Genomic DNA, 25,093 nt, shown 5'->3' on the forward strand with positions numbered 1-25,093 from the left:
CGGCCCCTTTTTGTAGCACCTTTCCCTGCTTTCTAATGATGGGGGTTCTCATTCACAAGCACACATGCGCGCATCATCTGGACGGACAGGAGCTTATCATACCGCGCCGCATACAGACTCATCATCGCATTCCGCCTTTTGCTGTCCAACACAACATATTTGGAGGGCAGGTTTGTCAATGCCAGCGCTTTCATATCTGCAACACAGCGAGCACAGCGGCATTGCAGCATATGTTCTACATAGTATGCTGCTTCCTCCTCCACCAGCTCCTGCAGAACGTTAATGTATTGGACATCCTTTTCCCCATGCGGTGTTACAAAGGCCTGTTCTTCCTTTGCGCCTTGTGATGGAAAGCATATCTTTTTCTGCTCCGCTGGTTCCGGTTCCGTTGACGGCATATTGTCGACTGCTTTTTCATCCGGAGGCGCCTCCTCCTCCGCTGTTTGCGCCGGTATTGCGTTCACCTCTGCTTCCAGCGCCTGTAACAGACCTGTGCGTATCTCGTCCGACAATGCCTTTTCCCGATCCTTTGTGGTCTGCACGATAGGGACAACCGGCAGCGGTGCGGATTGTGCCATGCGCTCCGGCACAGCTGACGCTTGCTGATCCGGCTCATCCTGGTCCTCTATTTTCTTCTGTACAGCCGGCTTGCGAGGGACCGTAGCTTTCCTTGCGGCCTTGCGCTTCACCGCTTTTTTCTCTTCCTGCGTTACGTCAGCCGGCTGCCGTACCTCCTCTGTGTTTTGCTCCGGCGTTTCACCCCCCTGCTGCGTGATCAGGTTCAGCACGCGCGCCGTTTTACTGCTGCGCTTTTCCGCCATGTTTTTTCCCCTTTCCCACGTTACTGCTCCACCGAGCCTTCCTGCAGTATTTCTTCAACAAGCGCAACAAAATCCATTGCAGGCTTGGAGTGCGGCGCATAGGTCACAACACTTTTCCCATGTGCGGGTGATTCCGCTACAAGCACACCCTGCCTTATTTTTGTTTCAAACACCTTGGTATCAAGCTGCTCTGCGATCTGCCGTGACAGATCCAGCACATCCCTGTTCAGGTTGAGCCGTGCATTGAATTTATTGAGCAGAATACCGATGACCTTCAGACGCGGGTTATAGTATTGCCTCACCGTTTCGATTGTTTCCTTGATCTGGGTTACGCCAAGCAGGCTGAGAATCTCAGGTGCCATCGGGATGATCAGCTTGTCCGCTGTCACATAAGCATTCACTGTCAACAGGTTCAGTGCAGGCGGCGTATCAATAATGATATAGTCGTAATCCGCCGACAGCGCGGACAGCTCGGTCTTGAGCAGGTACTCCCGCCCTGGCTTGTTGCACTCCAATTCCACACCGGACAACAGGATATTTGCCGCGAGCATGTCCCCATACTCCGTAGCACATAACGCCTGCTCGACCGGTATCTGTTTTTTAAACACCTCATACAGGGTATGTACATTATCAATATCTATACCGAGGCTGAAGCCGAGATTGCCCTGCGGGTCCAGATCGACGCCAAGAACTTTCTTCCCCTTTTCCGCCAGTGTAGCAATCAGCGCTGCGGCGGTCGTTGTTTTGCCAACGCCGCCCTTCTGATTGGTGACCGCAATTATCTCCGCCAATAAAATCACTCCTTTGTCTTTAAAAAAAAGCTTTCCGCCCTTAATTTTAGTATACTATACGTCGAGATAAAAATATAGGGATTTTTATTTTTTTCTGCATGATCCTGTTCACTGTATTATCACCCCGTATCATGGGGAAAGGAGTGTTTTTATGGCAGTAAGCAGTGTAGGCGGCAGCAGCGCCTCCAGCCTTTATGGCAGCCGCAATGTGCTGAGCGGACTTGCCAGCGGCATGGATACTGAAGCCATGATCGAAAACATGGTCATGGGCACAAAAAACAAAATCACAGCGCAGCAACAGAAACAGCAAAAGCTGCTGTGGAAGCAGGAAGCGTACCGCAGTATCAGCGATCAATTGGTGCAGCTTTCCACCAAATATACCTCGTACACCTCCTCAACCAATCTGATGAGTGCGAATTTCTTCAAGCCGAGTATTATCACTACAGCCGGTAAATATAAGGACTTAATTTCAGCTTCCGGCAATACAACAAGCGATATTGTGATCCAGCGTGTCAGCCAGCTTGCAAAATCAGAAACCATCACCTTTTCCGGCTTGAGTGGTATTGACAACACCCAAAGCATTGACGCCTCCAAGGGCGTGGACTTGAAAGGTGATGTGAACGTAAGTAATCTGGCCGGAAAGCAGTTATCCTTTAAATATGGCAACAAATCCTTTTCCATTACATTTGACAGCGATCGTGAATACAAAAGCGTTGAAGATGTCGCTGATGAAATTAACCGGCAGCTTTCAAACGCCTCTGTCTCGCTTAGCGATGGCACCAGTATAAAAATGGACAGCAAGGTCAAGGCCGAGGTCGTCGATGGAAAAATTTCGTTCCAGTTTACCAACTCCAGCGAAACCAACACCCTCGAGCTGCTGGGCAGTTCCTCTCAGGAAGTGCTGACAGCGTTGCATCTGTCCAGCGGAAGCAAGCTGACGGCAACCGATAAAATCGAATCCTCCTCTGCAGTGGAAGCGACGGATCTGGCCACCAGCAAACCCGCCGGTGAGGTTTTAGCCGGTTCTTCCATGAAATTTACTTTCAATGGCACCACGGCAACAATCACGATGCCGGAAAAGGATTCTGCAGAATACAAGGCAATCTTCGAGTCCTCTGACCCCAATTCCGCTATGCAAAACTATCTGCAAACGCAGCTGGATCAGGCGTTCGGCTACGGTAGGGTTACGGTTTCCAACACCGCCTCAGATGGCACGTTCCAGCCCTCTTTCTCTGTTAAGGGTGACAGCGATACGCTTTCTATCGACTCCGGCACGCTCCATGTGGTTGGCAAGGGCGGCATTTTCGGTATCGACCGAGGCGCATCCAACCGTGTCAATACGAGCAAAACTCTGGGCGACCTGTATGGTACCGATTCGATAGAGCAGGACGGAAAGAAAATCACCATCATTAAGGGTATGACTGCTATTACCGGCCCTGATGGGAAAATCAAGACCGATGAAAGTGGAAACGCCCTGTATTCCTTTGAAATCAACGGTGTAAAGATCGGGGAATTCAGCGCAAACGACAGCATCAGTACGTTGACCAGCGCAATCAACAGCAAGCCCGAGGCCGGCGTCAAGCTCAGTTATTCCAAAACCTCTAACCAGTTTGTATTTTCCTCCACGCACGGTGGTACCGGCGGCCGCGTTTCCATTAGCAAAACCACCTCGGATGGGGCGGATAATCTTGCCGCCCGTTTATTTGGCACCGTCGAATACAGTGATGATGGCAGCACCGCAAAAATCCAGCGTTTGGACAAACAGGGGCAGTATGTCGACAGCGCTTCCTCCACCCGTATTCAGGGACAGGATGCAAAAATGACCGCGCTTATTAACGGTGTGGAACGGGAGCTGACCAGCGGCACTAATGCTTTCAACATAGACGGCTTTACCGTTACCGCCAGCGGCACCTTTGACGCGGCTGCGGAAAATGATTCCGGTGTTTCGTTCAGCGCAAAGGTGGACAGCGATAAGATTGTCGACGCAATCAAGAGCTTTGTCGAGGATTACAACAAGGTCCTCTCGGAGATCAATGAGCAGTATTCCACCCAGCCCGATTACAATAAGAGCTACGAGCCGCTTACAGAAGATCAGAAGGCGGATATGAGCGATAAGGAGATTGAAGCCTTTGAGACAAAGGCCAAGCAGGGCCTGCTGTTCAATGACAGCGACCTTGGTTCGCTCTCCAGCAGTCTGCGCTTTCTCTTTTCCGGCTCTGATTTGTCCAAAATCGGTATCAATGTTTCCACAAACTATTCAGATAAGGGCAAAATCACACTCGACGAAACCAAACTGCGTTCCATCCTTGAAACCGATCCGGATGCCGTGGCAAGCGCGTTTTCCGACCCGATGGAGCAAAAGCAGGTTACCAACGCAGACGGTACAACCACTTGGGTGGATGACACCTCCTCGGGCGGCGCTATTTCCCGCCTGAAAGTTCAGCTTGACAAATATGCCGGTACCACCGGCGCGACCAAGGGCATCCTGATCGAAAAGGCAGGCTCTCAGTATTCCCCCCTCTCCCTGCTGAACAATACGATCCAGAACCAGCTCGAGGATATCACCGATATGATTGACACACTTACCGATAAATTGAATGATCAGATCGATACCTACACCGCGAAGTTCAGCAGGCTGGAGGTTCTGATCAGCCAGATGAATTCCCAGAGCTCCTACCTTGCCAGCTTAGGTGGGAGCGGCTATTGACCGGAAGGATGAAAAGCCTATGGATATGCATGGCTACGAACAGTATAAGGCGCAGTCTGTCAATACGATGACACGCGGCGAGCTGCTGTTGCTGCTCTATGACGAATTGGTCAAGCGCCTTACGCGCGCCGAGCTTGCCATAGGCAAGCAGGATTATACGCTTTTCGAGGCATCCATCACGCGCTGTATCGAAATCCTCGAATATCTGGACGATACGCTTGACCCACAGTATCCCATCAGCCACGACCTGCATCGCCTGTATGATTTTTTCACATATGAGTTGACCCGCGTAAAGATCGGGCGCAACACCAGAATCCTGGCAGAGGTAAAGCCGCGGCTGACCGACCTGCGCGATACGTTCCGCGCCGCTCAGAAAGAAGGCGGCGTATGAACGCACAGGCCCAACAGCTCCTGACCCAGCTCCGCCGCAGGTATACCGCTTTAAGCGAAACGCTTGATCTCACCGTACAGCTCGGCGAATCGCTGGACCGCGGAGACCGCACCTCTTTCGGACTTCTGCTCACCATGCGTCAAGAGTCGATTCTGCGACTTCAAGCCTCAGATCAGGCCATACACACCTTGTGTGCGAGCCTATCCGACGATATGCAGCAAAAATGGCAGGCCCTTCTGGACGGGGGCCTGCCTGAAGATGAAGAGGGTCAACTGCTCGCGCGGCAGATGGCGCAAAACCGCCAGTTGCTGGATCGGCTCCTTCCACTCAACCAGCGGCTCGAACAGGGTCTCTCCACACGCGGCTAATCCTGCACTGATTTTGACAGGAACCACAGCGGCGCTCCTGCGCTGCGGCTGTCGCTCAGTTCGTCTATGATGGTCTGGGCATCCCACGCAGCCAGACTGCGCGCGCGGCTGTTGGGGTCAGCTACAAGGATCTTCCCCTCCACTGTTGTACCGCGCAGCAGGATAAAATGTCCACCGCTTGTAAAATGTCCGGCTTTCATCAGCGCCACCGCAATGCGGCCACCGGAAAGCTGAAGGCGAAGCTCGTCCGCACTAAGCGTCCCTGCCGGATCACATTCCAATCCGAAGGCATCTGCTACCCCCTGCACGATAGAATGGTAAGAACCGCTTTGGGGTGCCCAATAACCATGTACAGCGCACCACGCCGCCATTTTTTCCGGATCAGTTTTCGTTCCGGTCATGCTTTGCACAGCCATTGCCATAACCGTGGGGCCGCATCCATAGCTGCCGATCGGATCGTTTCCATAGCTTTTATCCTTCCACGCCGAATCGCTTTGTGCAAAGTACGCAACGGAAATGGAACCGCCGGTCAGAAGTTCCTGCCCATCCTTTATTGTCAGCTCTGTGACAGATGGATCTGTGATCGCCTCCCCGCCGTCTGACAGCATGGGCTCGCTGGCTTTCTGCGGGTCTACCGTTTCCTGCTCCATAAGGGCAGGCTGTGCGAATTTATCAGTCAGCCAAAACCGGCCGGCGGCAATCACCTCACCGCCGCGCTGCCAAAGTTGTTCCGCTTTCTGTATCACCGGCTTTGTGAGCTTGTCAAAAACCGGCCGATCCAGCCAGTAGGCGACTGCAAGCTCCGCACCACCAATGCAGCATACCATGAGGAGGAGTACGGTAACCGTATTTCTGATCTTGTGCTTTTTTACTTTTTTCACGCCGCTCACCTCCTTATCGTCAGCCTGTTTTTGATATCATAGCAGATAAACCCGTTTTTGTCCATTCTTGACCACCATTTTGTATTTTTCCGGAGGAACAACGCGTGCCCCAGATCGAATTTGACCATGTAAGCAAATATTTTATGAATGAAAAGCGCCGTTTTGCTGCAATCGACGAACTTTCGCTTTCGATCGAAGCAGGAGACTTTGTTTTTCTGATTGGCAGCAGCGGTGCGGGAAAAACAACGCTTCTCCGCCTGCTTGCAAACCACATCACTCCGGAGGAGGGCGCCATATGGGTGGAAGGGCAGCAGATCAACCGTATACCACAGTGGCGGCGTCCATTGTACCGCCGCCGGATTGGGCAGGTGTGGCAGGAACCAGCCCTCATTCGTAAAAAAACGATCGGTGAAAACCTTGAAATCGTCCAGCGGGCCATGGGGGTTTCCAATCGGGTTATCCCACAAAACACACTCAAAGCCCTCTCCATTGTTGGTATGCGCACTATGGCGGACTCCTATCCATACATGCTGTCCGGCGGGCAGATAAAGCTGGTCGAGCTTGCGCGAGCCATCATCTGCAATCCTCATATCCTGCTCCTGGATGAGATCACCGCAAATCTGGATGACGATACCGGCTGGGATATCATGAACATTTTAAACGAGATCAACCGCCGCGGTACAACCATCATTATGGCGACCCATGCTAAAAACTTTGTCAATATCATGTGCCGGCGCGTTGTTACGCTGGTTTCCGGCCGGATTGCAGGGGACGTCGAAAAAGGAAAATACGGCGAGTTGCGTTAAGCTGCCGTTTTTTATAAATTCATTTTCAAAACTCAGGAGGAATTTCACAACATGAAGCTGAAAAACATGCGTATTAGCGCACGACTTGCCGTAGGTTTTGCCATACCAATCATTCTGTCACTCATACTCGTCATATTTGCACTGATCAATACGATTTCTGTTAACAACCGTTACACCGATCTAATTAATGGCGAACTACAGCTTGAAACACAGGCGTTGGAATCTCAGGTCAATATCAACACCGCCGCTCGCTATGCACGCGATATGGTACTCGATACGAACAAGTCCGATTATGCCTCCAATCAGGAAAAACTGAATGAAGCCATCAGCAGCTTGGAGGAGAAAATTTCTTACTTACAGGAAAATACCGGAAAGTATATGGCAGCCAATGCAGCAGATGAGGTTATTGCCGCTTCGCAAAAATGGTTGAATATTGTTCCCGAAATCACTGCCGCTCTGGATAAAAATGATTTTGATGCTGCTACTGAAATCCTGCAGCAAGAGTGTACGCCGGCTTTGACTGCCCAAGCTGATGCTGCCCGCACTTTTATTCGCGGATTACAAAGTGACATAAAGGTCCTTATCGACAATGAAACCAGCAATGTCATACGGATCGCTATTATCTTTGTTAGCATGACACTGATCTTTCTGGCTCTCACACTTATCTTCGCTGTTAAGATCATCCACTCCATTCGGGTGCCGCTGTCCGAAGCGCGCGACGCTATCGTTGCTATGAGCGACGGCGATCTCGATCGTCCCGTTACTTATGAGTCCCGTGATGAGGTAGGTGAAATCTCCTCCGCGCTCAAGACCAGCCAAACGGTCCTGAAGGAATCCATCAGCGAAGTCGCACGCGTCACTACCAGTATGGCCAACGGCGATTTTACGATTTCTGTAAACGGAAATTTCCCCGGCGCACTTCAAACCGTATCCAACAATCTTTCCACCCTTCTTTCTACTTTGGGCAATATGATCTCCAACGCCATGTCCTCGGTCGACCAGGTATCTGCCGGTGCCGAGCAGGTTTCCAATGGTGCGCAGGCGCTCGCACAGGGCGCTACTGAGCAGGCAAGCGCGGTAGAGGAGCTTTCCTCCACCATTAACGATATTGCTGATGCTGCCCGCGAAAACGCCGAATCGGCGCGTGTAGCGAAGGAAAACGCGGACAAGGCCGGACAGCAGAATATCGCGAGCCAGGAGCAAATGGCCAAGATGATCGAGGCCATGAACGAGATTACAGCTACCTCGCAGGAGATCAGCAAGATCATCAAAACGATCGAGGATATCTCTTTCCAGACCAATATCCTGGCGCTCAATGCCGCAGTCGAAGCCGCGCGCGCCGGTTCTGCGGGCAAGGGTTTCGCGGTCGTCGCCGACGAGGTGCGTAATCTCGCCACCAAGAGCGCGGAAGCTGCCAGCAATACGACCGCTCTGATCGAATCCTCGATCAAGGCTGTGGAAAACGGCTCCGAAATCGCCCGCACTGCGGCGGATTCCATTACGCAGAGCGCAGAACTGACCACGCAGTCTGTTGAGCAGATCAGCCGGATCGCCGATGCCGCAGAGCATGAATCGGAATCCATCGACCAGATCATGCAGGGCATCGATCAGATTTCCACGGTTGTACAGACCAATTCCGCAACGAGCGAAGAATCCGCAGCGGCAAGCGAGGAGCTTTCCTCCCAGGCCAATATCATGCGTCAGATTTTCTCCGCGTTCCATGTCAACAGTTCCTCCTCTGCAAAATTCGGCGGCAGCCCTTATGCAGGAGGACTGTCCCCCGATCAGGGGGATACCTTTCGTCGCTCCTCCGCAGCAGGAAAATCCTTTACCGAGGACCTCGATAAGTACTAAGCGCTATTCCCTTACACCAGAATTGGTTACCGGCAATGAACTGATCGACTCTGAGCATACACAGCTGTTTGAAGCCATCAATGCCCTTCTGGATGCCTGTGCCTCCGGACGGGGCCGAGACTCGCTTCGGGACACCGCAGAGTTTCTTTCCGATTATGTCGCAAAGCACTTCGGGGATGAGGAACAGCTACAGAAGCAATACCATTATCCGCACTACGATGCACACCGTACCTTCCATGTAAATTATAAAAAGCAGATCCGCGATGCTGCGGATGCCATCAAACGTGCGGGCGGTACCATGGAAAATCTTCAGCGCCTGAACCAGCTGGTCAATGTTTTGATTAACCATATTCGCAGGGAGGATAAGCGGCTCGCTTCGTTTATCCGTGAAAACACATAAGATCACCTGTTCTTGAAAAAACACCCGCCATAACGGCGGGTGTTTTTCATTCGCTTTCATCCGGGGGTATTCCGAAGCAAGAAAGAGTCCACAACCAAAGGCGCGGACCTTGGCCATAGACTCTCTCTCAATGGGTTCGTTTATTATATCGGCTGATTTTTATCTAAAAAAAGGTGTTGTTCAACTTTTTTTATTTGCAAGCTCTTTTTTATATAAGCACCCCATATTTTTTTATTTTTCCCTTATTTTATGTGATACACCGCCGATAATTTATATGTAAGCCAATAGCGGCAGCCATTGAGGGGGTACATAAATCCCCTGGTCCGGCTTACGGGCGGCGCCGCCCGCCGCGGCACTACTTCTGCCCTGTCCTGTTCGAGCTCACGGGACGCGGCAGGAAAATTAAATTTGTTGGGGAAAATGGATTTTCCCTGTAATGCTCAAGGAGGAACAAACATTATGCGTATTCAGCATAACATCATGGCGATGAACGCCTACCGCAACTACAACAACAATACCTCGGCACTATCCAAGAACCTTGAAAAGCTGTCCTCGGGCTACAAGATCAACCGCGCGGGCGACGACGCGGCCGGCCTTGCGATTTCCGAGAAGATGCGCGCACAGATCACTGGTCTGGAAACTGCGCAGAAGAACGTAAAGGACGGTATCTCGCTGGTAAAGACCGGTGAGGGTGCGATGCAGGAAGTGCAGGACATGCTCAACCGTATGGTCGAGCTGGCCACCCAGTCTGCGAACGGCACCTATGACAACGAGGTTGACCGCAGCAATCTTCAGTTGGAAGTAGACAAACTCAAGGAAGAAATCGACCGCATCGCGGACAGCTCTAACTTCAACGGCATCAAGCTGTTGGACGGTTCCTTGGCAGAGACAGAAATTGATATGACGGCTGCTACAGTTGCTGGTACGACAGGCACGATTACCAATGTTGCAGCTACTGGCGCGAAATCTGAAATCACGGTTGCCGCGAAGGGTACGGCAGGCGATCACAAGCTTACCGTAGAGTATGCAACTGCGGATGGTCAACTGAAAAAGGTTGAAATTACTTATGCTGGTGATACAAACGATGCAAATGGTCAAGCCACTGCAATTCGGGATGCAATTTCCAAAAATGCAGAGCTGTCTGCAGTTTTTGATGTCGGCGGAACAGGCGCTAAGGTTGAACTGACCTCTAAGGTTGCCGGTAAAAATGGCGCTAAGGTTATCACCATGAGCAGCAATGATACCGGTGTTATTACTGGTACGAACGCAACTGTTACTGCGGGTGCCAACGCAAAAACAACGCTGGCCGGTGGCAATACACTGCAAGCTGGCGATAGCTTTACGCTTAACGGCAAGACTTATGAGTTTGTAGCTAAAGCTGGTGATGAAACAAACACGGAGGGTGCAACCGCTATCGTGCTGGGTACAGATGCAGATGCCAACGCTGCGGCGATTAATGCTGCATTGAAGGGTACGGGTATCAGTGTAAAAAATAATGCTAACACCTTGGAGTTTACCGCTGATCAAAACGGCACTGGTCTGACCCTACAGATTGGCGATACTTCGGATGATTATAACCAAATGAAGGTTAAAATCGGCGATGTACATGTACAGGCTCTTGGTCTGAGCAGCATCAGTGTTGCTTCTCAGGATGCCGCGCAGGCTGCGGTCAAGTCTATCAAGGACGCGATCAATAAGGTATCCTCTATTCGCGGTGAGTTGGGCGCGACCCAGAACCGTCTGGAGCACACCCAGAATAACCTGTCCGTCATGACGGAGAACATCCAGGACGCCGAGTCCACCATCCGCGACACCGACGTGGCCGACGAGATGATGGCTTACACCAAGAACAACATTCTGGTGCAGTCCGCGCAGGCAATGCTCGCGCAGGCCAACCAGGTGCCGCAGGGCGTTCTGCAGCTCCTGCAGTAAGGTTTTTGTTGTACTGCAATATTTATTATCCCTACACATCACAGGAAGGCACGCATTTCCGCGTGCTTTCCTGCATTTATGGACCCGCAAAGAGGAGGTAACCACAAATGAGTATGATGAGCGATATCGCTGGTCTTTCGGTTTCCATGCATGCGGCACAGCTACAGCAGAGCGTATCGATCTCGATTGCCAAAAAGTCGATGGACTCCGCGGAGCTTGCCGCGCAGGAGCTTCTGCAGATGCTTCCCGCCCAGCCGGGCGTGGGAGAGCATATCAATACCTGTGCATAATGCCAATGGGGAGGTACGGCGCCGTACCTCCCCTGATATTTTCATAAAAAAGGAGCCATATGGCTCCTTTTTTAGTTCTCCTCTCTTGGCAGAGACTCTTTTTCATTGTCAGGCTGCGCCGTGAGCGCCGCTTGCGCATCGGCGGCCTCCTCTTCGCTCATAGCCGGGTGGAGCATCTGCTCCCACATCCGGTTCACTTCCTCCATACAGTCGAAATAAATGGTCGTGAGCAGGTTTGCCGGTATTCCCAGCGCTTCCGCGTTTTCCGTAATCTGCTTCCAATCTGCCTTCTCATAGCTTATGATCAGTTCAAGCAGCTTGCCCGCAGTCCCTTCATGTCTGAGCAATGCATTCCGTAGTTCGTCCACCATCGGGATATCCGAAAGGATATCCTCCATCGGCGCATCGATCAGGTAGCCCAGCGTAGAGAACATACCAAGCAGGTATGCCTCTGAACGGGTCAAGGGCTTCTGCTTCATATAGCGGTGCAGCTCGCCTGCAAAGCTTGCTCGCATAAACGACCGTTTGATAAACTCCTCGGAATCCTCCAGCTCCTGCGCGCTCTGGTCGCCCGCGCTGAGCAGGTATACCCAGCGCTTAATCTGGTTTAATCCAAGTGTCATAATCGCCTGCTGGACGGAGGTCGTCTGTGTACGGCGCGCAAAATAAGCCGAGTTGGCAATTTTGAGCAGGCTGTAAGTCAGTGTAACATCCATGGAAATGATCTGCTCAATTTCCTGTACATCGGGCTCCTCACGTGTAACCGCAACAACCAGACGAAAGAAATTGCTGCGCAGGTAGCCGCTTTGATGCACCTTATTCGCCAACTTATCTGCCACAAATGCTCCCTGCATGCCATAAACGCCCAGTTCTCTGGCCTGGTCAAACTTCTGCTGGTCATCCACGCCCGTGGCGATCACACGCTTATTCATACTGTGCGCCACACGCATGACATTTTCCGCCGAGTTGCCTCCTGTTGTCTGCATATTGAGTTTGATATAGGAGATATATTCCAACATGCCCAGATAGCGCGGCATAAACTGAAAATCGTTGACTGCAATCTGGTATCCCTCTTTTGCATACTGCTGTACCAAATGCATGGCAAAAGGATGGATGATTACACTGTCATCGATTTGAATGATGAGCGAGTCGTTCTTAAACAGATGCGGTGTGCGGCGCGCCAGCAAGGAACTGGTGAAGGTCATAAATGTACAGGAATCCTTAAGGGCTTTTTCAGAGTTCTGCATCAGGAAGTCGTAAATTGCTTCCGCAGCCGCCGCATCCTCTCCCGTATCCCCTCCGTATGCCTCATTTCCGTTGGAATACATAATCTCATATCCCAGCACATGGCTGTCCGCGTCCTTGATTGCCTGCCGGACAATATATTTATTTTTTACCATGAAATCTGCCCCCTTTGGCCGCTTTTACCTTGCCTGCTTCTTTTTATCCAGCAAGCCGTCCATCACATCCACCAGGTGTCCAATCTCAGGCTTGGATAGCTGCTCGTCCGCACCAAGTTCCTTTCCCTTCACACGCATTTCCTCAGTCACCAGCGATGAGAAAATAATAACCGGTATCTCGCGCAGCACCGGGTCAGATTTGATCAGCTTGGTCAGCCTGTGTCCATCCATACTGGGCATTTCAATATCGGTGATAACCAGTGCAGCATGCCTTTCCAAGTTCGCTGGCTCCTCTGCCAGCGGTTCGATATAATCCCACAGCTCCTGCCCATTTGCGAACATGTGCAGGTTTGTATATCCTGCCTTTTCGAGTGAATCCTGTATCATACGCGACAGCAGGATCGAGTCCTCCGCCACCAGCACCGGACAGCTACGCTGCGCACGCGCCCCCTTTTTTCGATTTCAGATATCTGTATTGTGGTTTCTGGCGCTATTTCCGCAACGATTCGTTCAAAATCAAGCACAGTCACCAGTTGCCCTTCGCACTGGGCAATGCCTGTGGCCACGCCTTCCTCGCCGCCGGAAACCGTTTTGTCCGGCTTCTGAATATCTGTCCACGAAATGCGGCTGATCCCCACCACTGTATGCACGCGGAATGCAATATACATTTTATTGAAATTGGTAACGATAAACAAATCCTTGGGGTTTGGCTTGGAATGCTGCCCTGTGAGATAGAATGGAAGATCCACCACGGTCAGCACAACATCGCGCGGCTTGAATATTCCCTCCACCGCGGGATGGGCATGCGGCATTGCTTTTACCGGCACGCTCATCATAATCTCACGCACCTTTGCGACATTAATGCCATACAGGTTATCATCGACCGTAAACTGCATGATTTCAATTTCGTTGGTTCCCGATTCCAGTAAGATATTGCCGCGCTTGTTTTCCTGCATAATTCCCACTCCTTCGATCGCTGTTATGTCAAAGTATTTTCTCCGCCTTACCGACGACCTTGATGCAGCCCTCTCCGGTAGCAACATCAAATAACAACGTGCGCGCACTTCGTCCGCCGACATCCTCTCGCAACAGCCGAACCCGCTCCTGCTGCAGCACCTGATGCACGCTGTCGATGTTCCTCTGCCCGATGCTGCCCAGGCTCCCGTTCCCTGCTACGTCAAACATTTTCGCCCCGCCCGCGATCTTTGCTACCAGGCGCGAGCGCCGCGCGCCTCTTTGTTCCATCTTACTGATCGTCAGGCGTATCCCAGTATCCGCATACTTCAACGGCGAGGTACGGTTCGCTTCCATATTGAGCGGCAACATGACATGCACCAGCGCCCCCAGCCTGATAAATGGGTCATAGAGACAAATGCCTATGCAGGAGCCTAATGCATAGGTAATTAAAACGCCCTCATCGCGTGCCATTTTCATATCGGCAATGCCGACTGTCAGCTTATTCATCCGTCAATTCCCAACCTGTGCAGAAGATAATTCAGCGAACGTACATCCGGCGCAAGGAGCAGCCGGCAGGGAAGCTCCTTCCCCTCTACCAGAAAGCTGCCCCCGATCAGCATAATGTAATCCGACTGGTTGCCGTAAGCCGCCATTGGTACGGTAATGATCGCTCCCTGCATATCGATCGTCAGCTGGGGTACCGATGGCACGATCTTGACGCCGGACAGTCCGGACAGCGCATTGACAAAAGAGGAGATCAGTATGTTCCCGACCTCGATAACCGCTGAATCCTCCAGCTCTGTCAGGTCGTCATAACTGACGATCTGCTTTCCCATAATGTGCTTCAGGATCAGGTTGATTGCATCCAGCTGCACCAGCGCCAGCATCAACCCATTGATTTCTCCACTCAGGCTGGAGATGATGCCTGCAGAAACGGTTTCAAAGCCACCCAGCTTTTCTACAGCGTCGTTGAACTCCAGCACCTGAACCTCTGGCAGAGGGATGCGCACCTCGCAGCCCAACAATGCGGATAAAGCTGTCGCAGCATTTCCCGTCCCTATACTGCCTACTTCACGCAGTGCATCGATCTGCTGTGAATTCATTTCCTCATATTTTCGTAAATTCACGTACTTGCTCTCCTATCAGGTCCTTAAGCCGTTGATTGTTGACTCCACTTCATCCTGTGTCTGCAGCATCTTCAGCGCATAGGAAAAAGACCGTTGCGCCTCGATCACCTTACCGAACTCCGTTGCAATGTCTGTATTAGATGCTTCCAATACGCCTTTCATCGCCTTGCCTGTTGCTGGCAGCGGCGCGCCGTTCTTTGCAACTGGAAGCAACTTGTTAGAGCCCAAATGCTGCATCCCATCCGTATTGGCAAAATCAAATACACCAACGGGATACGCCGCTTCCGTACCATTGGTCAACTCAATCGGCTGCCTGTTTTGATCAAGCACATAATACCCGTCGCTGTCGCACAGGTAGAACACCGCCTGCTCTCCGCGCTGGACACTTCCCCAGTGGAAAGCGCCAGAGCGCGTATAGCATATTTCATTGCTCTGTGGATTCAGCAGGGCAAAAAAGCCGCGTCCCTCTATGCCATAGTTTTGGCCGGACTCCCGCGTCATCATGGCGCCCTGAGAAAAATCCGTCGCCGTCTGGATCATGCGGCTGCCCGACCCACGCGGCAGGGCTGCATTATCGGGTCCCGTCCAGTTCCGGTAAAGCAGGTCGGAAAACTGCGCTTTTTCCGCTTTAAAGCCGGCATTATTGACGTTTGCCAGATTATTGGCTGTTACGTTCAGTCGTTTCTGTTGCTGCGATACTGCAACAGAAGCGGCATAAAAGGACTGATTCATGCTTTAAGGCTCCCTTTCGATTTTTTAAACTCGCCCAAGTTCGGTCGAAGTCTTCGTCATAAGCTGATCATACATTTTGCTTAACTGCGATGAACTCTGCAAGGCACGTTGGCAGGTCATCATCTCGGTCATCTGCTGTACCAGGTCAATATTGGAGCGCTCAATCATTTTATGGTGGATTATCCGGTTGCCTGCTGCCTGCGGCTGGGTATTGGCAGTGAACATCCCCTCCCCCGTCTTTTCCAGCGTCTGCGCTGGATCGGCAAATGCAAATACACCCAAGGCTCCCAGCACACGTCCGTCTGGCCCCATGATCGTACCATCAGTTAAGGCAGTGATATGATCCGTCCCCAGATAGATAGGCTGTCCGTTCTGTCCCAGTACGCGCCCTTGTCCAGCAAGGTAGAGATAACCTTGATCGTCCAGCATAAACGATCCGTTTCTCGTATATACCCGCCCCGACGCACTTTGAACGGCAAAATATCCTTCCCCTTCTATGGCAAAATCGAACGGAAGCCCCGTCTGCTCCAGCCCACCTTGGGAGTGATCGGTATATACCTCATCGAGCGCTGTGATATAACTCGTCGTTGTACCCAATGCCTGCGGGGCTTTCTGCTTGTTCCCCACCCGGCTGCGCATAACCTCATCAAAGGTCGTGTCCGCATAGCGATCTGCTTTATAGCCTGTGGTGGCAGTATTGCTCATGTTATTGCCGATCACATCCAGGTTCCTCGTCTGCGTGAGCATGGCCGAGGTCAGATCGTAAAATCCTTTATACACTGCGTATTCCTCCCTCGTTATGTATCATATATATAGGCTGTCATTGCGGCTCGGAGCTTCCGGATCGCATTGGAATGGATCTGAGAAACACGTGGCTCGCTTACGCCAAGCACCTTTGCTATCTCTTTCATCTGCAACATCTTCTGATAATACAGTGACAGAACAACCTGCTCATTTTCCCGCAGCCCTGCAATACTGTCACGCAAAACTTTCTGCATCTCCTTCTTCTGATAACGCTCCTCCGGCTGGGCGTCCGCGTCACTCTGCGGCAGCTTTTTCACCAATGTGTCGGAATCGTTTTCATCCAGCATCATGTCCAGGGAAAGCACATTGCACAAAGCAGTCTTGGCAAGCTCTGCTTGGTAGCGCTCCACGCTGATACCAAGATGCCCTGCCACCTCCTGATCTGTTGGCGCCCTGCCCAGTCGAGTATATAGTTGCCCATTGGCCTCATCGATCTCCCGCATATGTCGGCGCACGGACCGGGGGATCCAGTCCTGCTTCCGCGCAACATCAATAATCATGCCGCGCAGGCGTTTGCATATAAAGGTTTCAAACTTTACATTTTGGCTCAGATCAAATTTATCCAGAGCATTCATTAAAAGGATGATCCCCTCGTTAATAATATCATCGACCTGTGCGAAGCTGGCATAAACCCCACGCAGCTTTAGTGCCACATTTTTTACAAGACAGGCATACCGCATCACCAGAACCTTTTTCAGTTCCTTATCACCGGACTGCTTATACTCTTCGAGCAGCGCCTCGTTCGACAGCTCTGCCCACTGCTTCTGTTCTTCCAAAACGCCTCTTCCCGTCCTCTCTCATCTTCCGGGCTATGCCAGATCAAAGCGTAACGTTTCCCAGCGACTGAATCTGCACGTTTGTAATAATCTCATTAAAGGAAAGCACTGTTATATCCGGATAAAACTGTTCCAGCAGCCTGCTCAAATATATCCGGATGATATGGCTGGTCAGCAGAATCGGCTTCTGCGAAAGCTCGGCAAACTTTTTTACATATTCCCCCAGCTGTGACAAAAGCTTTTGCATCAGTTCGGGGCCGATGGCAAGATAAACGCCCTGTTCGTTTTTCGTCAGGCTTGCCACGATCTTCTTCTCCACTTCTGCATCCAGTGTAATTACGTTCAGCTTTCCATCCTCGCAGAACCGGTGGGTAATCGTCCGCTTCAACTGGGCACGCACGCTTTCGGTAATCAAATCCGTATCCCTGGTAATCGCTACCGCGTCAACAACCGTTTCGACGATGGTCACCATATCCTTAATCGGTATCCCTTCTTTTAACAGGTTTTTCAGAATCTTCTCCAGCATTGCATAGGAGATAACGTTGGGGAACGCCTCTTCCACCAACTGGGGGGCGATTCTCTTCATGTTATCCACAAGCTGTATGGTTTCCGCACGGTTCAGGATTTCATAGGTATGCTTTTTAATCGTTTCCGACAAATGTGTCAGCATAACCGAAAGCGGGTCGATCACTGTATAGCCATAGATCTCCGCCATTTCTTTATTTTCGGGCAGAATCCAGCGAGAGGGAATCCCATAGGAGGGTTCTATGGTTTCAATCCCGTCGATTTCCCCTGCGGGATTCGGCGGCTCCAACGCAAGATAATAATCTGTCAGGATCTCTCCGCGCGCCACTTCCTCCCCTTTAATCTTGATGACATACTGGTTGGTCCCCAGCATCGCCACATCACGCAAGCGGATAGACGGCACGACAAAGCCCATATCCTGTGCATACTGGCGCCGAAAAATAACGATACGGCTGATCAGCTTGCCCCCGCTCGATTCATCAACCAGCGGGATCAGACTATATCCAAATTCCATTTCGATCGGCTCGATATTGATCAGCGAGTACACATTATTAATATCTTTATAATAATCCATCTCGGATTGCTGTGCTTCCGCCTCGCGTTTTGCAGCTTCCTGTGCCGCCGGCAATTCCTGCTGCTGCCGTTCCAGCGCCTCCATCTGGCTGGTTACCCGCCGGCTGACCAGAAACAGAGCAGCCGAGATCAATATGAGCTGAACATGCGGCGTACCGGGAAGGACCGCAAATATGGCAAGTATCAGCCCCGCAATCGAAAGCGCGCGCGGCTGCGCCAGAAACTGACGGATTACATCGTTGTTCAGGCTTCCATCTGCAACCGAACGTGTTACGATCATGCCGGTAGCTGTGGAAATCATCAGCGCCGGCAGCTGCGATACCAAGCCGTCGCCAATCGTTGCAATCGAGTAAATGCTGAGAACATCGCTCAGTTCCATGCCAGACTGTACAATGCCAATGATTGAGCCCGCGATAAAGTTGATCGAGGTGATGATGATCGACATGATCGCATCACCTTTTACGATTTTGGTCGCGCCGTCCATTGCACCATAGAAGTCTGCTTCCCGCTGGATTTTCGCTCTCTGGCGTCTGGCATCCTGTTCGTTTATGATACCGGAGGACAAATCTGCATCAATCGCCATCTGCTTTCCAGGCATGGCGTCCAGCGTAAAACGCGCTGCGACTTCTGCCACGCGCTCCGCGCCCTTTGTGATTACGATAAACTGCATCAATACAATGATCAGAAATATGATGACGCCGATAACCACGTTGCCCTGAATAACGAATTCGCCAAAGACCTTGATTACCTGCCCTGCTTCCCCCTGCTCAGACAGGATCAGGCGCGTTGAGGAAACATTCAGTCCCAGACGGAACAGCGTCGTGATCAGCAGAAGCGACGGAAAAATTGAAAATTCCAGCGGCTCCTTAATATTCATCGTGATCAGCAGGATGATCAGCGACAATGAAATATTCAGAATAAAAAATACGTCCAGCAGGAATGGCGGCAGCGGAATCAGAAGAAAAAGCACGATGACCACCACGAACACAGATATGACATTGTCAAAAATTCGTTTCATCGTTTCACCGTTACTTCCCTATATCTTTAACCAACCGGTTTTTTATGATTCAGCTTGTAGATATAAACCAGCACATCTGCCACCGGACCATATTGCTCTGCCGGTATCATCTGCCCAACCTCGGCCGACGCATACAGCGCCCGCGCCAACGGCTTGTTTTCGACCACCGCAACGCCGCTTTGCTCCGCTACGGCTACAATACGCAGGGCCAACGCATCCTGCCCCTTGGCGACCACAACCGGAGCTGCATCCTGTCCGGTGCGATAACGCAATGCGACCGCAAAGTGCGTCGGATTTCGTATGACCACATCCGCGCCCGGCACAGCCTGCATCATGCGCGAACGCGCCATTCTTCGCTGCAGCTCTTTAATTTTCCCTTTAATCTGCGGGTCGCCTTCCATCTGCTTGTATTCCTCTTTAATCTCCTGTTTGGACATTTTGAGCTGTCGCTCAAATTCCCACCATTGGTACAGGTAATCAAAAAAGGAAATCACCAGAAACGCTGCCGCCACCTCCAGCAACAGGCCAAGCCCCAATTCCAGCATAGACTGAATCGATCTTGCCAGATCCATATTCATATACTGGGCAAACTTTAAAAGCGCTCCCTCCACAAACCGGTAGATCAAAAACAGCAGTATCGCTATTTTCAGCACGCCTTTGAATGCCTCTATAATGCTTTTCAGTGAAAAAAGCCGTTTGATCCCCTGCAAAGGATTCAGTCTGCTGAACTTGGGCCGGAGCGCCTCAAATGACACCAGAAGCCTTGTCTGTGCAAATGTTGCGGCAACCGCTGCCAATATAGTGATAAGAAGAGGGAGCGCGACGGACCGCGCCAACGCCATCATAGACTGTGCCTTCAGTTCAGTCCCTATGGCGCTCGCGCCGCCGGTCGGCAGGCTTCCCACCAGCCCGATGCAAAAGCGTACCAGCGCGGCCATAGCCTCTGCCATCAAAGGCAAGCCAATGCGAAGCGTCACATAACTGGCAAACAGGGTTGCCACTGCGACCACGTCGCGGCTCATCAAAACATTACCCTTTTTTCGTTCGTCACGGCGCCGTTTTGGTGTCGCTTTTTCGGTCTTTTCTCCAGCCGCCATGCCCGCTCCCCCCTTTCCGGCTGCAATACTATAATATTGTCGTTTTTATCATCTGCTCGATTGCCACCAGCATTTGCTTTTCCATACCCAAAAGGAATTCCCCCATCAGCGGCATGAGCAATGTCACCAACAGCAACCCCAGCAGGATCTTTAATTCAAAGTTGATAGCAAATACATTGATCTGCGGTATTACCTTCATCAGAATACCCATTCCCAGCTGCCCGATAAGCTCTGCAGCCAAAACAGGCAGGCTGAGCTTAAGTGCCAGCACTGTACAGGAAGCGAACAGCTCCAGAAGGCTGGAAACCGCCTGCTCCCCTAATACAGCCGATCCAAATGGAATAATACGGCCTGAATCGAGTAAAATGCGCAGTAGTGTGATATGCCCTCCCGCAGAGAAAAAAAAGCAGGACAAGCATGATATTCAGCAAGGTAGAGGTAAGGGATACATTGGTCCCCATAGCAGGATCGTAGTTTTCGGACATATTCATCCCCATTTGCGCATCAATCATATGTCCCGCCAGAAGCGGCACATAAAAGAAGCAATGCATGACCACTGCAACCAGATAACCCAGTGCAAGCTCCAATAAAAGCCGCAGCGCAAGCTCTATTGCCGTTGCCGGCACAGCCACAGCATTCTGTACGGCAAACGCACCGACAAAGACCGCCATAACAAGGCTCACTCCGGCCTTGACCATAGCCGGCACATTCATCCGTCCCCAGAGCGGATTAAAAACAACAAAGCCTGTCATCCGCATCAGGATATACAGGAACAATGTCAGCCCCGCTTCATCTATCATCTTTTTTGCTCCCTGTGCGCCTATCCCAGCATTTGTGTAAAAATCATTCTTGTAAAGTCCTGCATGGTATTCAGCATCCATCCACCGCCCACCATACAGAATACTGCGATCAGGAGCAGCTTTGGTACAAACGAGAGCGTCTGCTCATGGATCTGTGTCGCCGCCTGAAAAATAGCAACCAGTATGCCGACCGCCATACTTGCAATCAGCATTGGCCCGCCGATCTTGACTGCAACCCACATCCCCTGCCGCAGAATATCCATCACCTGATTTTGATCCACTATGGCACCCGCCTTTCTCAACCGCTATCGGAAGCCCTGCGCCAGCGTGGAAAACAACAGCTGCCATCCATCCACCGTGACAAACAACAGCAGCTTGAACGGCATGGAGATCATCGCCGGCGGGAGCATAATCATACCCATGCTCATCAATGTGGAAGAAACCACAATATCGATCAGCATAAAGGGGATATACAGAAAGAAGCCGATCTCAAACGCTCGCTTGAGCTCGCTCGTCATATAGGAGGGAACGACCACCCGCATGGACAGCGCCATCGCCTCCTCCTCGGACGCAGGCGCATCCACCTGTGCCAGATCACAAAACATATTCAGCGAGGACTGCTCGGTCTGCCGCAGCATGAACCGCTTCAGCGGGACCTCCGCGCGTTCAAGCGCCTGCTCCTGCGTGATTGCCTGTTGCCGATATGGTTCATATGCGTTTTGCTGTATCTCCGTTAAAACCGGATTCATGATGAACAGTGTTAAAAACAGCGCAATCCCAATCAGCACCATATTGGGCGGGTTCTGCTGTGTCCCTATCGCACTGCGCAGGAAAGACAGAGAAATGATGATCCGGGTAAAGGAGGTCATCATAACCAGGATGGACGGAAGCAACGCGATGACTGTGGTAAGGAACAATACCTCCAGCGTCTGGACGTTATCTCCATTTACATTGATCAGTCCTTCGGGCATGCCCCTTATCCCCCCTTATCCTGATCGTCTCTTCCATGCAGCCTGCGGGAAAGCGTCTCAAAAAAAGCCGCCGGAGCGGTGTCAGCCTTATGCACCGCAGCCGATTTCTTCCATAACTGCGCCTGCTCCTCCGTCAACTCGGCAATCAGGCTGATGTGCTCCTTGGATACTCCCAGAACAAAGCACTGCTCACCAAGCTGAACAACCAGCAGGGACTGGCCGGTCCCTATTGGCAGCCTGTCCAAAACACGCATCCGGCTGCCCACGCCCGCATTCCCCACGCCGCTGCTCAGCCCAATTTTCCGCGTTACCCAGTAGGCTAGGAACAATATAACCGCTGTACACAGCAGCATCCCTGCCAGTGAAAGCAAGGGCGGCATATCAGGCCTGGCCCACGATCGAGCTTACGGTTTTAATAATACGGTCCGGCTTAAAGGGCTTTACGATGAAATCCTTGGCGCCTGACTTGATCGCCTCGATTACCATTGCCTCCTGCCCCATTGCAGAACACATCACTACCGAGGCGTTTGGATCCGCTTTACGAATCGCTTTCAGGGCTTCCAAACCGTCCATGTTCGGCATGGTAATATCCATAATCACCAGATCGGGCTTCAGCTCTGCATATTTCGTAACTGCTTCCGCGCCGTCACTTGCCTCATACAGGTCGGTATAGCCGTTCTCATTCAGCGTATTTTTGACCATCATGCGCATAAAAGCCGCATCATCCACCAGTAAAATCTTCGCCATTGTAAAAACCATCCTTTTTTATAATTACTTGCTTAGGTCTTCCAGTTCCAACGGTTCAATAATCTCGGCAATACGGATGCCAAAGTTATCGTCAACTACCACAATATCACCTTTGGCAATGCATTTTCCATTGACATACAGATCCGCCCGATCCCCTGCCAATCGGTCCAGCACCACAAGAGAGCCCTTTGTATAATTCAAAATATCCTTTACCCGCCGGCGCGTCCTTCCGATTTCGACTGACACGTCCACCGGTACGGACATCAGCAAATCCAGATTGCCCTCCTGCTCTTGCGTTAGCTGCGCCGTCCTGCTGTCCAGCTCCGGCATGACAGGGCTGCTTGTTTTGATTGTTTTCGGCTCCGCCGGCGGCTGAGGCATGTAATACATGGGCGGGTATGGCATCTGCATCCCATACGGGGGATATGGCATCTGCATCTGAGGCTGCGGCATCTCAGCTGCACGAGCAGGTGCCGCTTCCTGTGGCGACTGTACGGCTGCCTGCTGCGGTGTCTCTGCCGACACTTCCGCGGAAGGCATATTCTGTGCCAGCAGCTTTTCAATCTCATCCTGGCTCAACGCCGCGCCGACGCTTGCCTGCTCTGCCACAGGCGATGGAGCTGGGGATGCCGCCGCCTGTGGCGACGGCTCCTCCGGCAGGCCGACATCGGCACCGGAAATGTTAAAGCCCTCCAGCAGTTCACACGCCAGATCCATGCTAAGCGCGCTCATAAATTCACTTTCGACTGCATTTTCAATGCTAAGCTGGAAGCGGACGACAACCATCGTTCCACCTGACGGGAAATATTCCCGCACAAATTCATCCAAGCTCTGTATCTCAAACGCCTGCGGCGTTGAGATATTCACCATGCGATTGAGAAAATCAGACATTGCGGTGGATGCAGCCCCCATCATCTGATTCATGACCTCACAAATCGCACTCATGTTCAGCTCATTGATCTGGAAGTCCTCGTCTTTGGTTTCCGTTCCCAGCAGGATATCCGCGATCGCCCGCACATCGCTCCGTTTGAGCAGCATGATGTTGCTTCCGGTCAGTCCGGCTATGTAATCGATCTTTACACCGATTGCGGGCTGTAGGTCGCCAAGCGTGAAATTTTCGGCGGATACAAGCGATACCTTGGGCGTTGTGATGTCCACACGCCGCGCCAGCATATTGGAAACAGCCGTTGCAGAAGAGCCCAAACTGATGTTGAAAATCTCTCCAATTGCATCCATCGCCATTGGGCTAAACAAACTCGATGCCATTCTTACTGCCTCTCTCCTTCATCTTCTAAGCGCCCCATTTCAGACAGCACATAGGTCTTATCGATCCGAACCGCTTTATTTTTCTGAAACACTCCCATGGTGCCGTCGAACCAACGCTTATCCCCTATATTCAGGAATACCTTTGAATCCTTCGGCTGTCCCAAATCTATCACATCGCCAACATGCAGATGGTAAATATCTGACAATCTCAGCGTTGTGTGCTGCAGTTCCGCAATAATGGGAAGCTCCGAGGCGCGCAGGTAATCCATAATTTCATCGCTGTCATGCTTATTGGGCTGGCGCATGCTGCTGGTTTCCCGATTCATTTGGCTGAACACGTCGCTCAGCATGGTGCCTGGCAGGCATATACTGAAGCGTCCGCTGCTGACAGCCGTCTTTACTGTTATACCAATGATAACAACGGCCTCATCCAGCCCGATCAACTGAACCAGCGTCGGATTGACCTCGACGCGGTTAAACCGGAATCCGATATCAATATAATTTTTTCCAAGCGCTGTCCAAACAGTCCACCATGCTCCGCATAAGGTCTGTGTACAGCCTCAGCTCTATATCCGTATACTCATAATCCGATCCGATCTCGCCCTCTACGTCGCCGCTTCCCCCCAGCAGGCGGTCAATCATACTCACCATGATGCCTGTCGTGATATGGAGCAGGATCGGCTCCTTTTCCCCCGTATCCTCCAGCGTATCCTGCACCAGCACCAGCACATCCCGTTCGCTCAAGGCATTGGAAAACTCGTAGTACCGCTGTTCCTCAACGGACTCGACCTCAAGGTCGCATGCCAGATGCAGCATTGCGTTCAATCGGGAGGACAACACCCTGACATAGCTTTCAAAAACACTACTCACCATCTTGAGCCTGTCGCGTGTAAACTTCTTAGGGCTGTAGAAGTCATATTTCGGATACCGCTTTTCTTCAGACTGTGCGGTATTCCCCACTCCCGCGTCAATATTGCCGTTTCTCGCCGCGTTGAGGAGCATATCTATTTGGCTTTGTGATAAAACTTCAGACATGTTATAACAAATCCTTTTACCTGC

General features: G+C 51.6%; 30 protein-coding genes. 8 read left to right on the plus strand and 22 right to left on the minus strand.

What is annotated here, in order from left to right:
- Nucleotides 1-32 precede the first annotated feature (32 nt).
- Together RX717_RS10900 and RX717_RS10905 are read right to left on the minus strand one after the other, a co-directional pair.
- Entirely contained in the window at nucleotides 33-821 is a 789-nt protein-coding gene (locus RX717_RS10900; RefSeq protein ID WP_107631889.1) for a late competence development ComFB family protein, read from the minus strand.
- A gap of 20 nt (nucleotides 822-841) precedes the next feature.
- A complete protein-coding gene (locus tag RX717_RS10905) occupies nucleotides 842-1,612 on the minus strand; it encodes a ParA family protein (RefSeq protein ID WP_054327113.1) in 771 nt (256 codons plus the stop codon).
- Nucleotides 1,613-1,763: 151 nt separating this feature from the next.
- Between RX717_RS10905 and fliD the strand changes: the two genes are divergently transcribed.
- Genes fliD through RX717_RS10920 form a run of 3 tightly spaced genes read left to right on the plus strand, consistent with a single transcriptional unit; the run spans nucleotide 1,764 to nucleotide 5,078 of the window.
- The gene (gene fliD / locus RX717_RS10910) at nucleotides 1,764-4,319 is read left to right on the plus strand and encodes a flagellar filament capping protein FliD (RefSeq protein ID WP_107631888.1); all 2,556 of its coding nucleotides are present in this window, start codon (nucleotides 1,764-1,766) and stop codon (nucleotides 4,317-4,319) included.
- A 19-nt stretch (nucleotides 4,320-4,338) separates the two neighbouring features.
- Entirely contained in the window at nucleotides 4,339-4,710 is a 372-nt protein-coding gene (locus RX717_RS10915) for a flagellar export chaperone FliS (RefSeq protein WP_054327111.1), read from the plus strand.
- Nucleotides 4,707-5,078: a hypothetical protein gene (locus RX717_RS10920; RefSeq protein ID WP_107631887.1), complete on the plus strand. Its 372-nt coding sequence runs from the start codon at nucleotides 4,707-4,709 to the stop codon at nucleotides 5,076-5,078. Before RX717_RS10915 ends, RX717_RS10920 begins: the two co-directional genes overlap by 4 nt.
- On the opposite strand, the gene RX717_RS10925 is transcribed toward RX717_RS10920, so the two are convergent.
- Nucleotides 5,075-5,959: a C39 family peptidase gene (locus RX717_RS10925; protein WP_054327109.1), complete on the minus strand. Its 885-nt coding sequence runs from the start codon at nucleotides 5,957-5,959 to the stop codon at nucleotides 5,075-5,077. The genes RX717_RS10920 and RX717_RS10925 overlap by 4 nt on opposite strands.
- A 104-nt stretch (nucleotides 5,960-6,063) precedes the next feature.
- Between RX717_RS10925 and RX717_RS10930 the strand changes: the two genes are divergently transcribed.
- The 5 genes from RX717_RS10930 (at nucleotide 6,064) to RX717_RS10950 (ending at nucleotide 11,241) form a co-directional block, all read left to right on the plus strand.
- Nucleotides 6,064-6,765 carry a cell division ATP-binding protein FtsE gene (locus RX717_RS10930; protein ID WP_107631886.1) on the plus strand — a complete coding sequence of 234 codons (702 nt, stop codon included), beginning with the start codon at nucleotides 6,064-6,066 and terminating at the stop codon, nucleotides 6,763-6,765.
- 51 nt (nucleotides 6,766-6,816) lie between these two features.
- Nucleotides 6,817-8,619, plus strand: a complete 1,803-nt coding sequence (locus RX717_RS10935) for a methyl-accepting chemotaxis protein (protein ID WP_054327106.1) — start codon at nucleotides 6,817-6,819, stop codon at nucleotides 8,617-8,619.
- A gap of 22 nt (nucleotides 8,620-8,641) precedes the next feature.
- On the plus strand, nucleotides 8,642-9,019 hold the full coding sequence (locus RX717_RS10940) for a bacteriohemerythrin (RefSeq protein ID WP_243182406.1): 378 nt from the start codon (nucleotides 8,642-8,644) through the stop codon (nucleotides 9,017-9,019).
- Nucleotides 9,020-9,478: 459 nt separating this feature from the next.
- On the plus strand, nucleotides 9,479-10,951 hold the full coding sequence (locus RX717_RS10945; protein WP_316960282.1) for a flagellin N-terminal helical domain-containing protein: 1,473 nt from the start codon (nucleotides 9,479-9,481) through the stop codon (nucleotides 10,949-10,951).
- A gap of 107 nt (nucleotides 10,952-11,058) precedes the next feature.
- The gene (locus tag RX717_RS10950; protein WP_054327104.1) at nucleotides 11,059-11,241 is read left to right on the plus strand and encodes a YjfB family protein; all 183 of its coding nucleotides are present in this window, start codon (nucleotides 11,059-11,061) and stop codon (nucleotides 11,239-11,241) included.
- A 71-nt stretch (nucleotides 11,242-11,312) separates the two neighbouring features.
- Here the strand turns inward: RX717_RS10950 and RX717_RS10955 are convergent, their stop codons facing one another.
- Genes RX717_RS10955 through RX717_RS11040 form a run of 19 tightly spaced genes read right to left on the minus strand, consistent with a single transcriptional unit; the run spans nucleotide 11,313 to nucleotide 25,069 of the window.
- A complete protein-coding gene (locus tag RX717_RS10955) occupies nucleotides 11,313-12,641 on the minus strand; it encodes an EAL and HDOD domain-containing protein (protein WP_082397030.1) in 1,329 nt (442 codons plus the stop codon).
- Nucleotides 12,642-12,665: 24 nt separating this feature from the next.
- Nucleotides 12,666-13,028 carry a response regulator gene (locus tag RX717_RS16030; protein WP_442908807.1) on the minus strand — a complete coding sequence of 121 codons (363 nt, stop codon included), beginning with the start codon at nucleotides 13,026-13,028 and terminating at the stop codon, nucleotides 12,666-12,668.
- Complete coding sequence (locus tag RX717_RS16035; protein WP_442908764.1) at nucleotides 13,025-13,597, minus strand: chemotaxis protein CheW; 573 nt, start codon at nucleotides 13,595-13,597, stop codon at nucleotides 13,025-13,027. The genes RX717_RS16030 and RX717_RS16035 overlap by 4 nt, the downstream gene beginning before the upstream one ends.
- A gap of 28 nt (nucleotides 13,598-13,625) precedes the next feature.
- On the minus strand, nucleotides 13,626-14,105 hold the full coding sequence (locus RX717_RS10965) for a chemotaxis protein CheD (RefSeq protein WP_054327103.1): 480 nt from the start codon (nucleotides 14,103-14,105) through the stop codon (nucleotides 13,626-13,628).
- Nucleotides 14,102-14,725, minus strand: a complete 624-nt coding sequence (locus RX717_RS10970; protein WP_174887850.1) for a chemotaxis protein CheC — start codon at nucleotides 14,723-14,725, stop codon at nucleotides 14,102-14,104. The genes RX717_RS10965 and RX717_RS10970 overlap by 4 nt, the downstream gene beginning before the upstream one ends.
- Nucleotides 14,726-14,740: 15 nt before the next feature.
- The gene (locus RX717_RS10975) at nucleotides 14,741-15,457 is read right to left on the minus strand and encodes a flagellar hook-basal body complex protein (RefSeq protein ID WP_107631882.1); all 717 of its coding nucleotides are present in this window, start codon (nucleotides 15,455-15,457) and stop codon (nucleotides 14,741-14,743) included.
- A 24-nt stretch (nucleotides 15,458-15,481) separates the two neighbouring features.
- Nucleotides 15,482-16,237, minus strand: a complete 756-nt coding sequence (locus RX717_RS10980) for a flagellar hook-basal body protein (RefSeq protein WP_107631881.1) — start codon at nucleotides 16,235-16,237, stop codon at nucleotides 15,482-15,484.
- A gap of 17 nt (nucleotides 16,238-16,254) precedes the next feature.
- On the minus strand, nucleotides 16,255-17,037 hold the full coding sequence (locus RX717_RS10985) for a sigma-70 family RNA polymerase sigma factor (RefSeq protein WP_054327100.1): 783 nt from the start codon (nucleotides 17,035-17,037) through the stop codon (nucleotides 16,255-16,257).
- 43 nt (nucleotides 17,038-17,080) lie between these two features.
- The gene (flhA, locus tag RX717_RS10990) at nucleotides 17,081-19,153 is read right to left on the minus strand and encodes a flagellar biosynthesis protein FlhA (RefSeq protein ID WP_054327099.1); all 2,073 of its coding nucleotides are present in this window, start codon (nucleotides 19,151-19,153) and stop codon (nucleotides 17,081-17,083) included.
- A 26-nt stretch (nucleotides 19,154-19,179) separates the two neighbouring features.
- Nucleotides 19,180-20,250 carry a flagellar biosynthesis protein FlhB gene (gene flhB, locus RX717_RS10995; protein ID WP_107631880.1) on the minus strand — a complete coding sequence of 357 codons (1,071 nt, stop codon included), beginning with the start codon at nucleotides 20,248-20,250 and terminating at the stop codon, nucleotides 19,180-19,182.
- A gap of 28 nt (nucleotides 20,251-20,278) precedes the next feature.
- On the minus strand, nucleotides 20,279-20,623 hold the full coding sequence (locus RX717_RS11000) for a flagellar biosynthetic protein FliR (RefSeq protein ID WP_316960667.1): 345 nt from the start codon (nucleotides 20,621-20,623) through the stop codon (nucleotides 20,279-20,281).
- Complete coding sequence (locus tag RX717_RS11005; protein ID WP_316960284.1) at nucleotides 20,508-21,131, minus strand: flagellar biosynthetic protein FliR; 624 nt, start codon at nucleotides 21,129-21,131, stop codon at nucleotides 20,508-20,510. Before RX717_RS11005 ends, RX717_RS11000 begins: the two co-directional genes overlap by 116 nt.
- Nucleotides 21,071-21,331: a flagellar biosynthesis protein FliQ gene (gene fliQ, locus RX717_RS11010; protein ID WP_054327098.1), complete on the minus strand. Its 261-nt coding sequence runs from the start codon at nucleotides 21,329-21,331 to the stop codon at nucleotides 21,071-21,073. The genes RX717_RS11005 and fliQ overlap by 61 nt, the downstream gene beginning before the upstream one ends.
- 24 nt (nucleotides 21,332-21,355) lie before the next feature.
- Nucleotides 21,356-22,021, minus strand: a complete 666-nt coding sequence (gene fliP, locus RX717_RS11015; protein WP_107631878.1) for a flagellar type III secretion system pore protein FliP — start codon at nucleotides 22,019-22,021, stop codon at nucleotides 21,356-21,358.
- Nucleotides 22,022-22,026: 5 nt separating this feature from the next.
- The gene (fliO, locus tag RX717_RS11020) at nucleotides 22,027-22,401 is read right to left on the minus strand and encodes a flagellar biosynthetic protein FliO (protein WP_054327096.1); all 375 of its coding nucleotides are present in this window, start codon (nucleotides 22,399-22,401) and stop codon (nucleotides 22,027-22,029) included.
- 1 nt (nucleotide 22,402) lies between these two features.
- Nucleotides 22,403-22,768, minus strand: coding sequence for a response regulator (locus RX717_RS11025; protein WP_054327095.1), 366 nt, complete (start codon nucleotides 22,766-22,768; stop codon nucleotides 22,403-22,405).
- Nucleotides 22,769-22,792: 24 nt separating this feature from the next.
- On the minus strand, nucleotides 22,793-24,034 hold the full coding sequence (gene fliY, locus RX717_RS11030) for a flagellar motor switch phosphatase FliY (protein ID WP_107631877.1): 1,242 nt from the start codon (nucleotides 24,032-24,034) through the stop codon (nucleotides 22,793-22,795).
- Between the two features lie 2 nt (nucleotides 24,035-24,036).
- Nucleotides 24,037-24,477, minus strand: a complete 441-nt coding sequence (locus tag RX717_RS11035) for a FliM/FliN family flagellar motor switch protein (RefSeq protein ID WP_316960285.1) — start codon at nucleotides 24,475-24,477, stop codon at nucleotides 24,037-24,039.
- Nucleotides 24,478-24,526: 49 nt separating this feature from the next.
- Nucleotides 24,527-25,069, minus strand: coding sequence for a flagellar motor switch protein FliM (locus RX717_RS11040; protein WP_316960286.1), 543 nt, complete (start codon nucleotides 25,067-25,069; stop codon nucleotides 24,527-24,529).
- Nucleotides 25,070-25,093 lie beyond the last annotated feature (24 nt).

This window comes from Intestinibacillus sp. NTUH-41-i26, assembly GCF_032769475.1.
GTDB lineage: Bacteria > Bacillota > Clostridia > Oscillospirales > Butyricicoccaceae > Agathobaculum > Agathobaculum ammoniilyticum.

Excerpts from the sequence above, each read along its gene's own strand:
- RX717_RS10965 (WP_054327103.1), bottom strand. The coding sequence starts at position 14,105 with ATGAATAAGCTGACAGTCGGCATTGCCGATATGAAAATGGCACGCGAT.
- fliO (WP_054327096.1), bottom strand. The coding sequence starts at position 22,401 with ATGCCGCCCTTGCTTTCACTGGCAGGGATGCTGCTGTGTACAGCGGTT.
- RX717_RS11040 (WP_316960286.1), bottom strand. The coding sequence starts at position 25,069 with ATGTCTGAAGTTTTATCACAAAGCCAAATAGATATGCTCCTCAACGCG.
- RX717_RS10955 (WP_082397030.1), bottom strand. The coding sequence starts at position 12,641 with ATGGTAAAAAATAAATATATTGTCCGGCAGGCAATCAAGGACGCGGAC.
- RX717_RS10975 (WP_107631882.1), bottom strand. The coding sequence starts at position 15,457 with ATGAATCAGTCCTTTTATGCCGCTTCTGTTGCAGTATCGCAGCAACAG.
- flhA (WP_054327099.1), bottom strand. The coding sequence starts at position 19,153 with ATGAAACGAATTTTTGACAATGTCATATCTGTGTTCGTGGTGGTCATC.
- fliD (WP_107631888.1), top strand. The coding sequence starts at position 1,764 with ATGGCAGTAAGCAGTGTAGGCGGCAGCAGCGCCTCCAGCCTTTATGGC.
- fliY (WP_107631877.1), bottom strand. The coding sequence starts at position 24,034 with ATGGCATCGAGTTTGTTTAGCCCAATGGCGATGGATGCAATTGGAGAG.
- RX717_RS10915 (WP_054327111.1), top strand. The coding sequence starts at position 4,339 with ATGGATATGCATGGCTACGAACAGTATAAGGCGCAGTCTGTCAATACG.
- RX717_RS16030 (WP_442908807.1), bottom strand. The coding sequence starts at position 13,028 with ATGATACAGGATTCACTCGAAAAGGCAGGATATACAAACCTGCACATG.
- RX717_RS10900 (WP_107631889.1), bottom strand. The coding sequence starts at position 821 with ATGGCGGAAAAGCGCAGCAGTAAAACGGCGCGCGTGCTGAACCTGATC.
- RX717_RS11005 (WP_316960284.1), bottom strand. The coding sequence starts at position 21,131 with ATGGATGCTGAATACCATGCAGGACTTTACAAGAATGATTTTTACACA.
- RX717_RS10920 (WP_107631887.1), top strand. The coding sequence starts at position 4,707 with ATGAACGCACAGGCCCAACAGCTCCTGACCCAGCTCCGCCGCAGGTAT.
- flhB (WP_107631880.1), bottom strand. The coding sequence starts at position 20,250 with ATGGCGGCTGGAGAAAAGACCGAAAAAGCGACACCAAAACGGCGCCGT.
- RX717_RS11025 (WP_054327095.1), bottom strand. The coding sequence starts at position 22,768 with ATGGCGAAGATTTTACTGGTGGATGATGCGGCTTTTATGCGCATGATG.
- RX717_RS10950 (WP_054327104.1), top strand. The coding sequence starts at position 11,059 with ATGAGTATGATGAGCGATATCGCTGGTCTTTCGGTTTCCATGCATGCG.
- RX717_RS10945 (WP_316960282.1), top strand. The coding sequence starts at position 9,479 with ATGCGTATTCAGCATAACATCATGGCGATGAACGCCTACCGCAACTAC.
- RX717_RS16035 (WP_442908764.1), bottom strand. The coding sequence starts at position 13,597 with ATGCAGGAAAACAAGCGCGGCAATATCTTACTGGAATCGGGAACCAAC.
- fliP (WP_107631878.1), bottom strand. The coding sequence starts at position 22,021 with ATGCCCGAAGGACTGATCAATGTAAATGGAGATAACGTCCAGACGCTG.
- RX717_RS10935 (WP_054327106.1), top strand. The coding sequence starts at position 6,817 with ATGAAGCTGAAAAACATGCGTATTAGCGCACGACTTGCCGTAGGTTTT.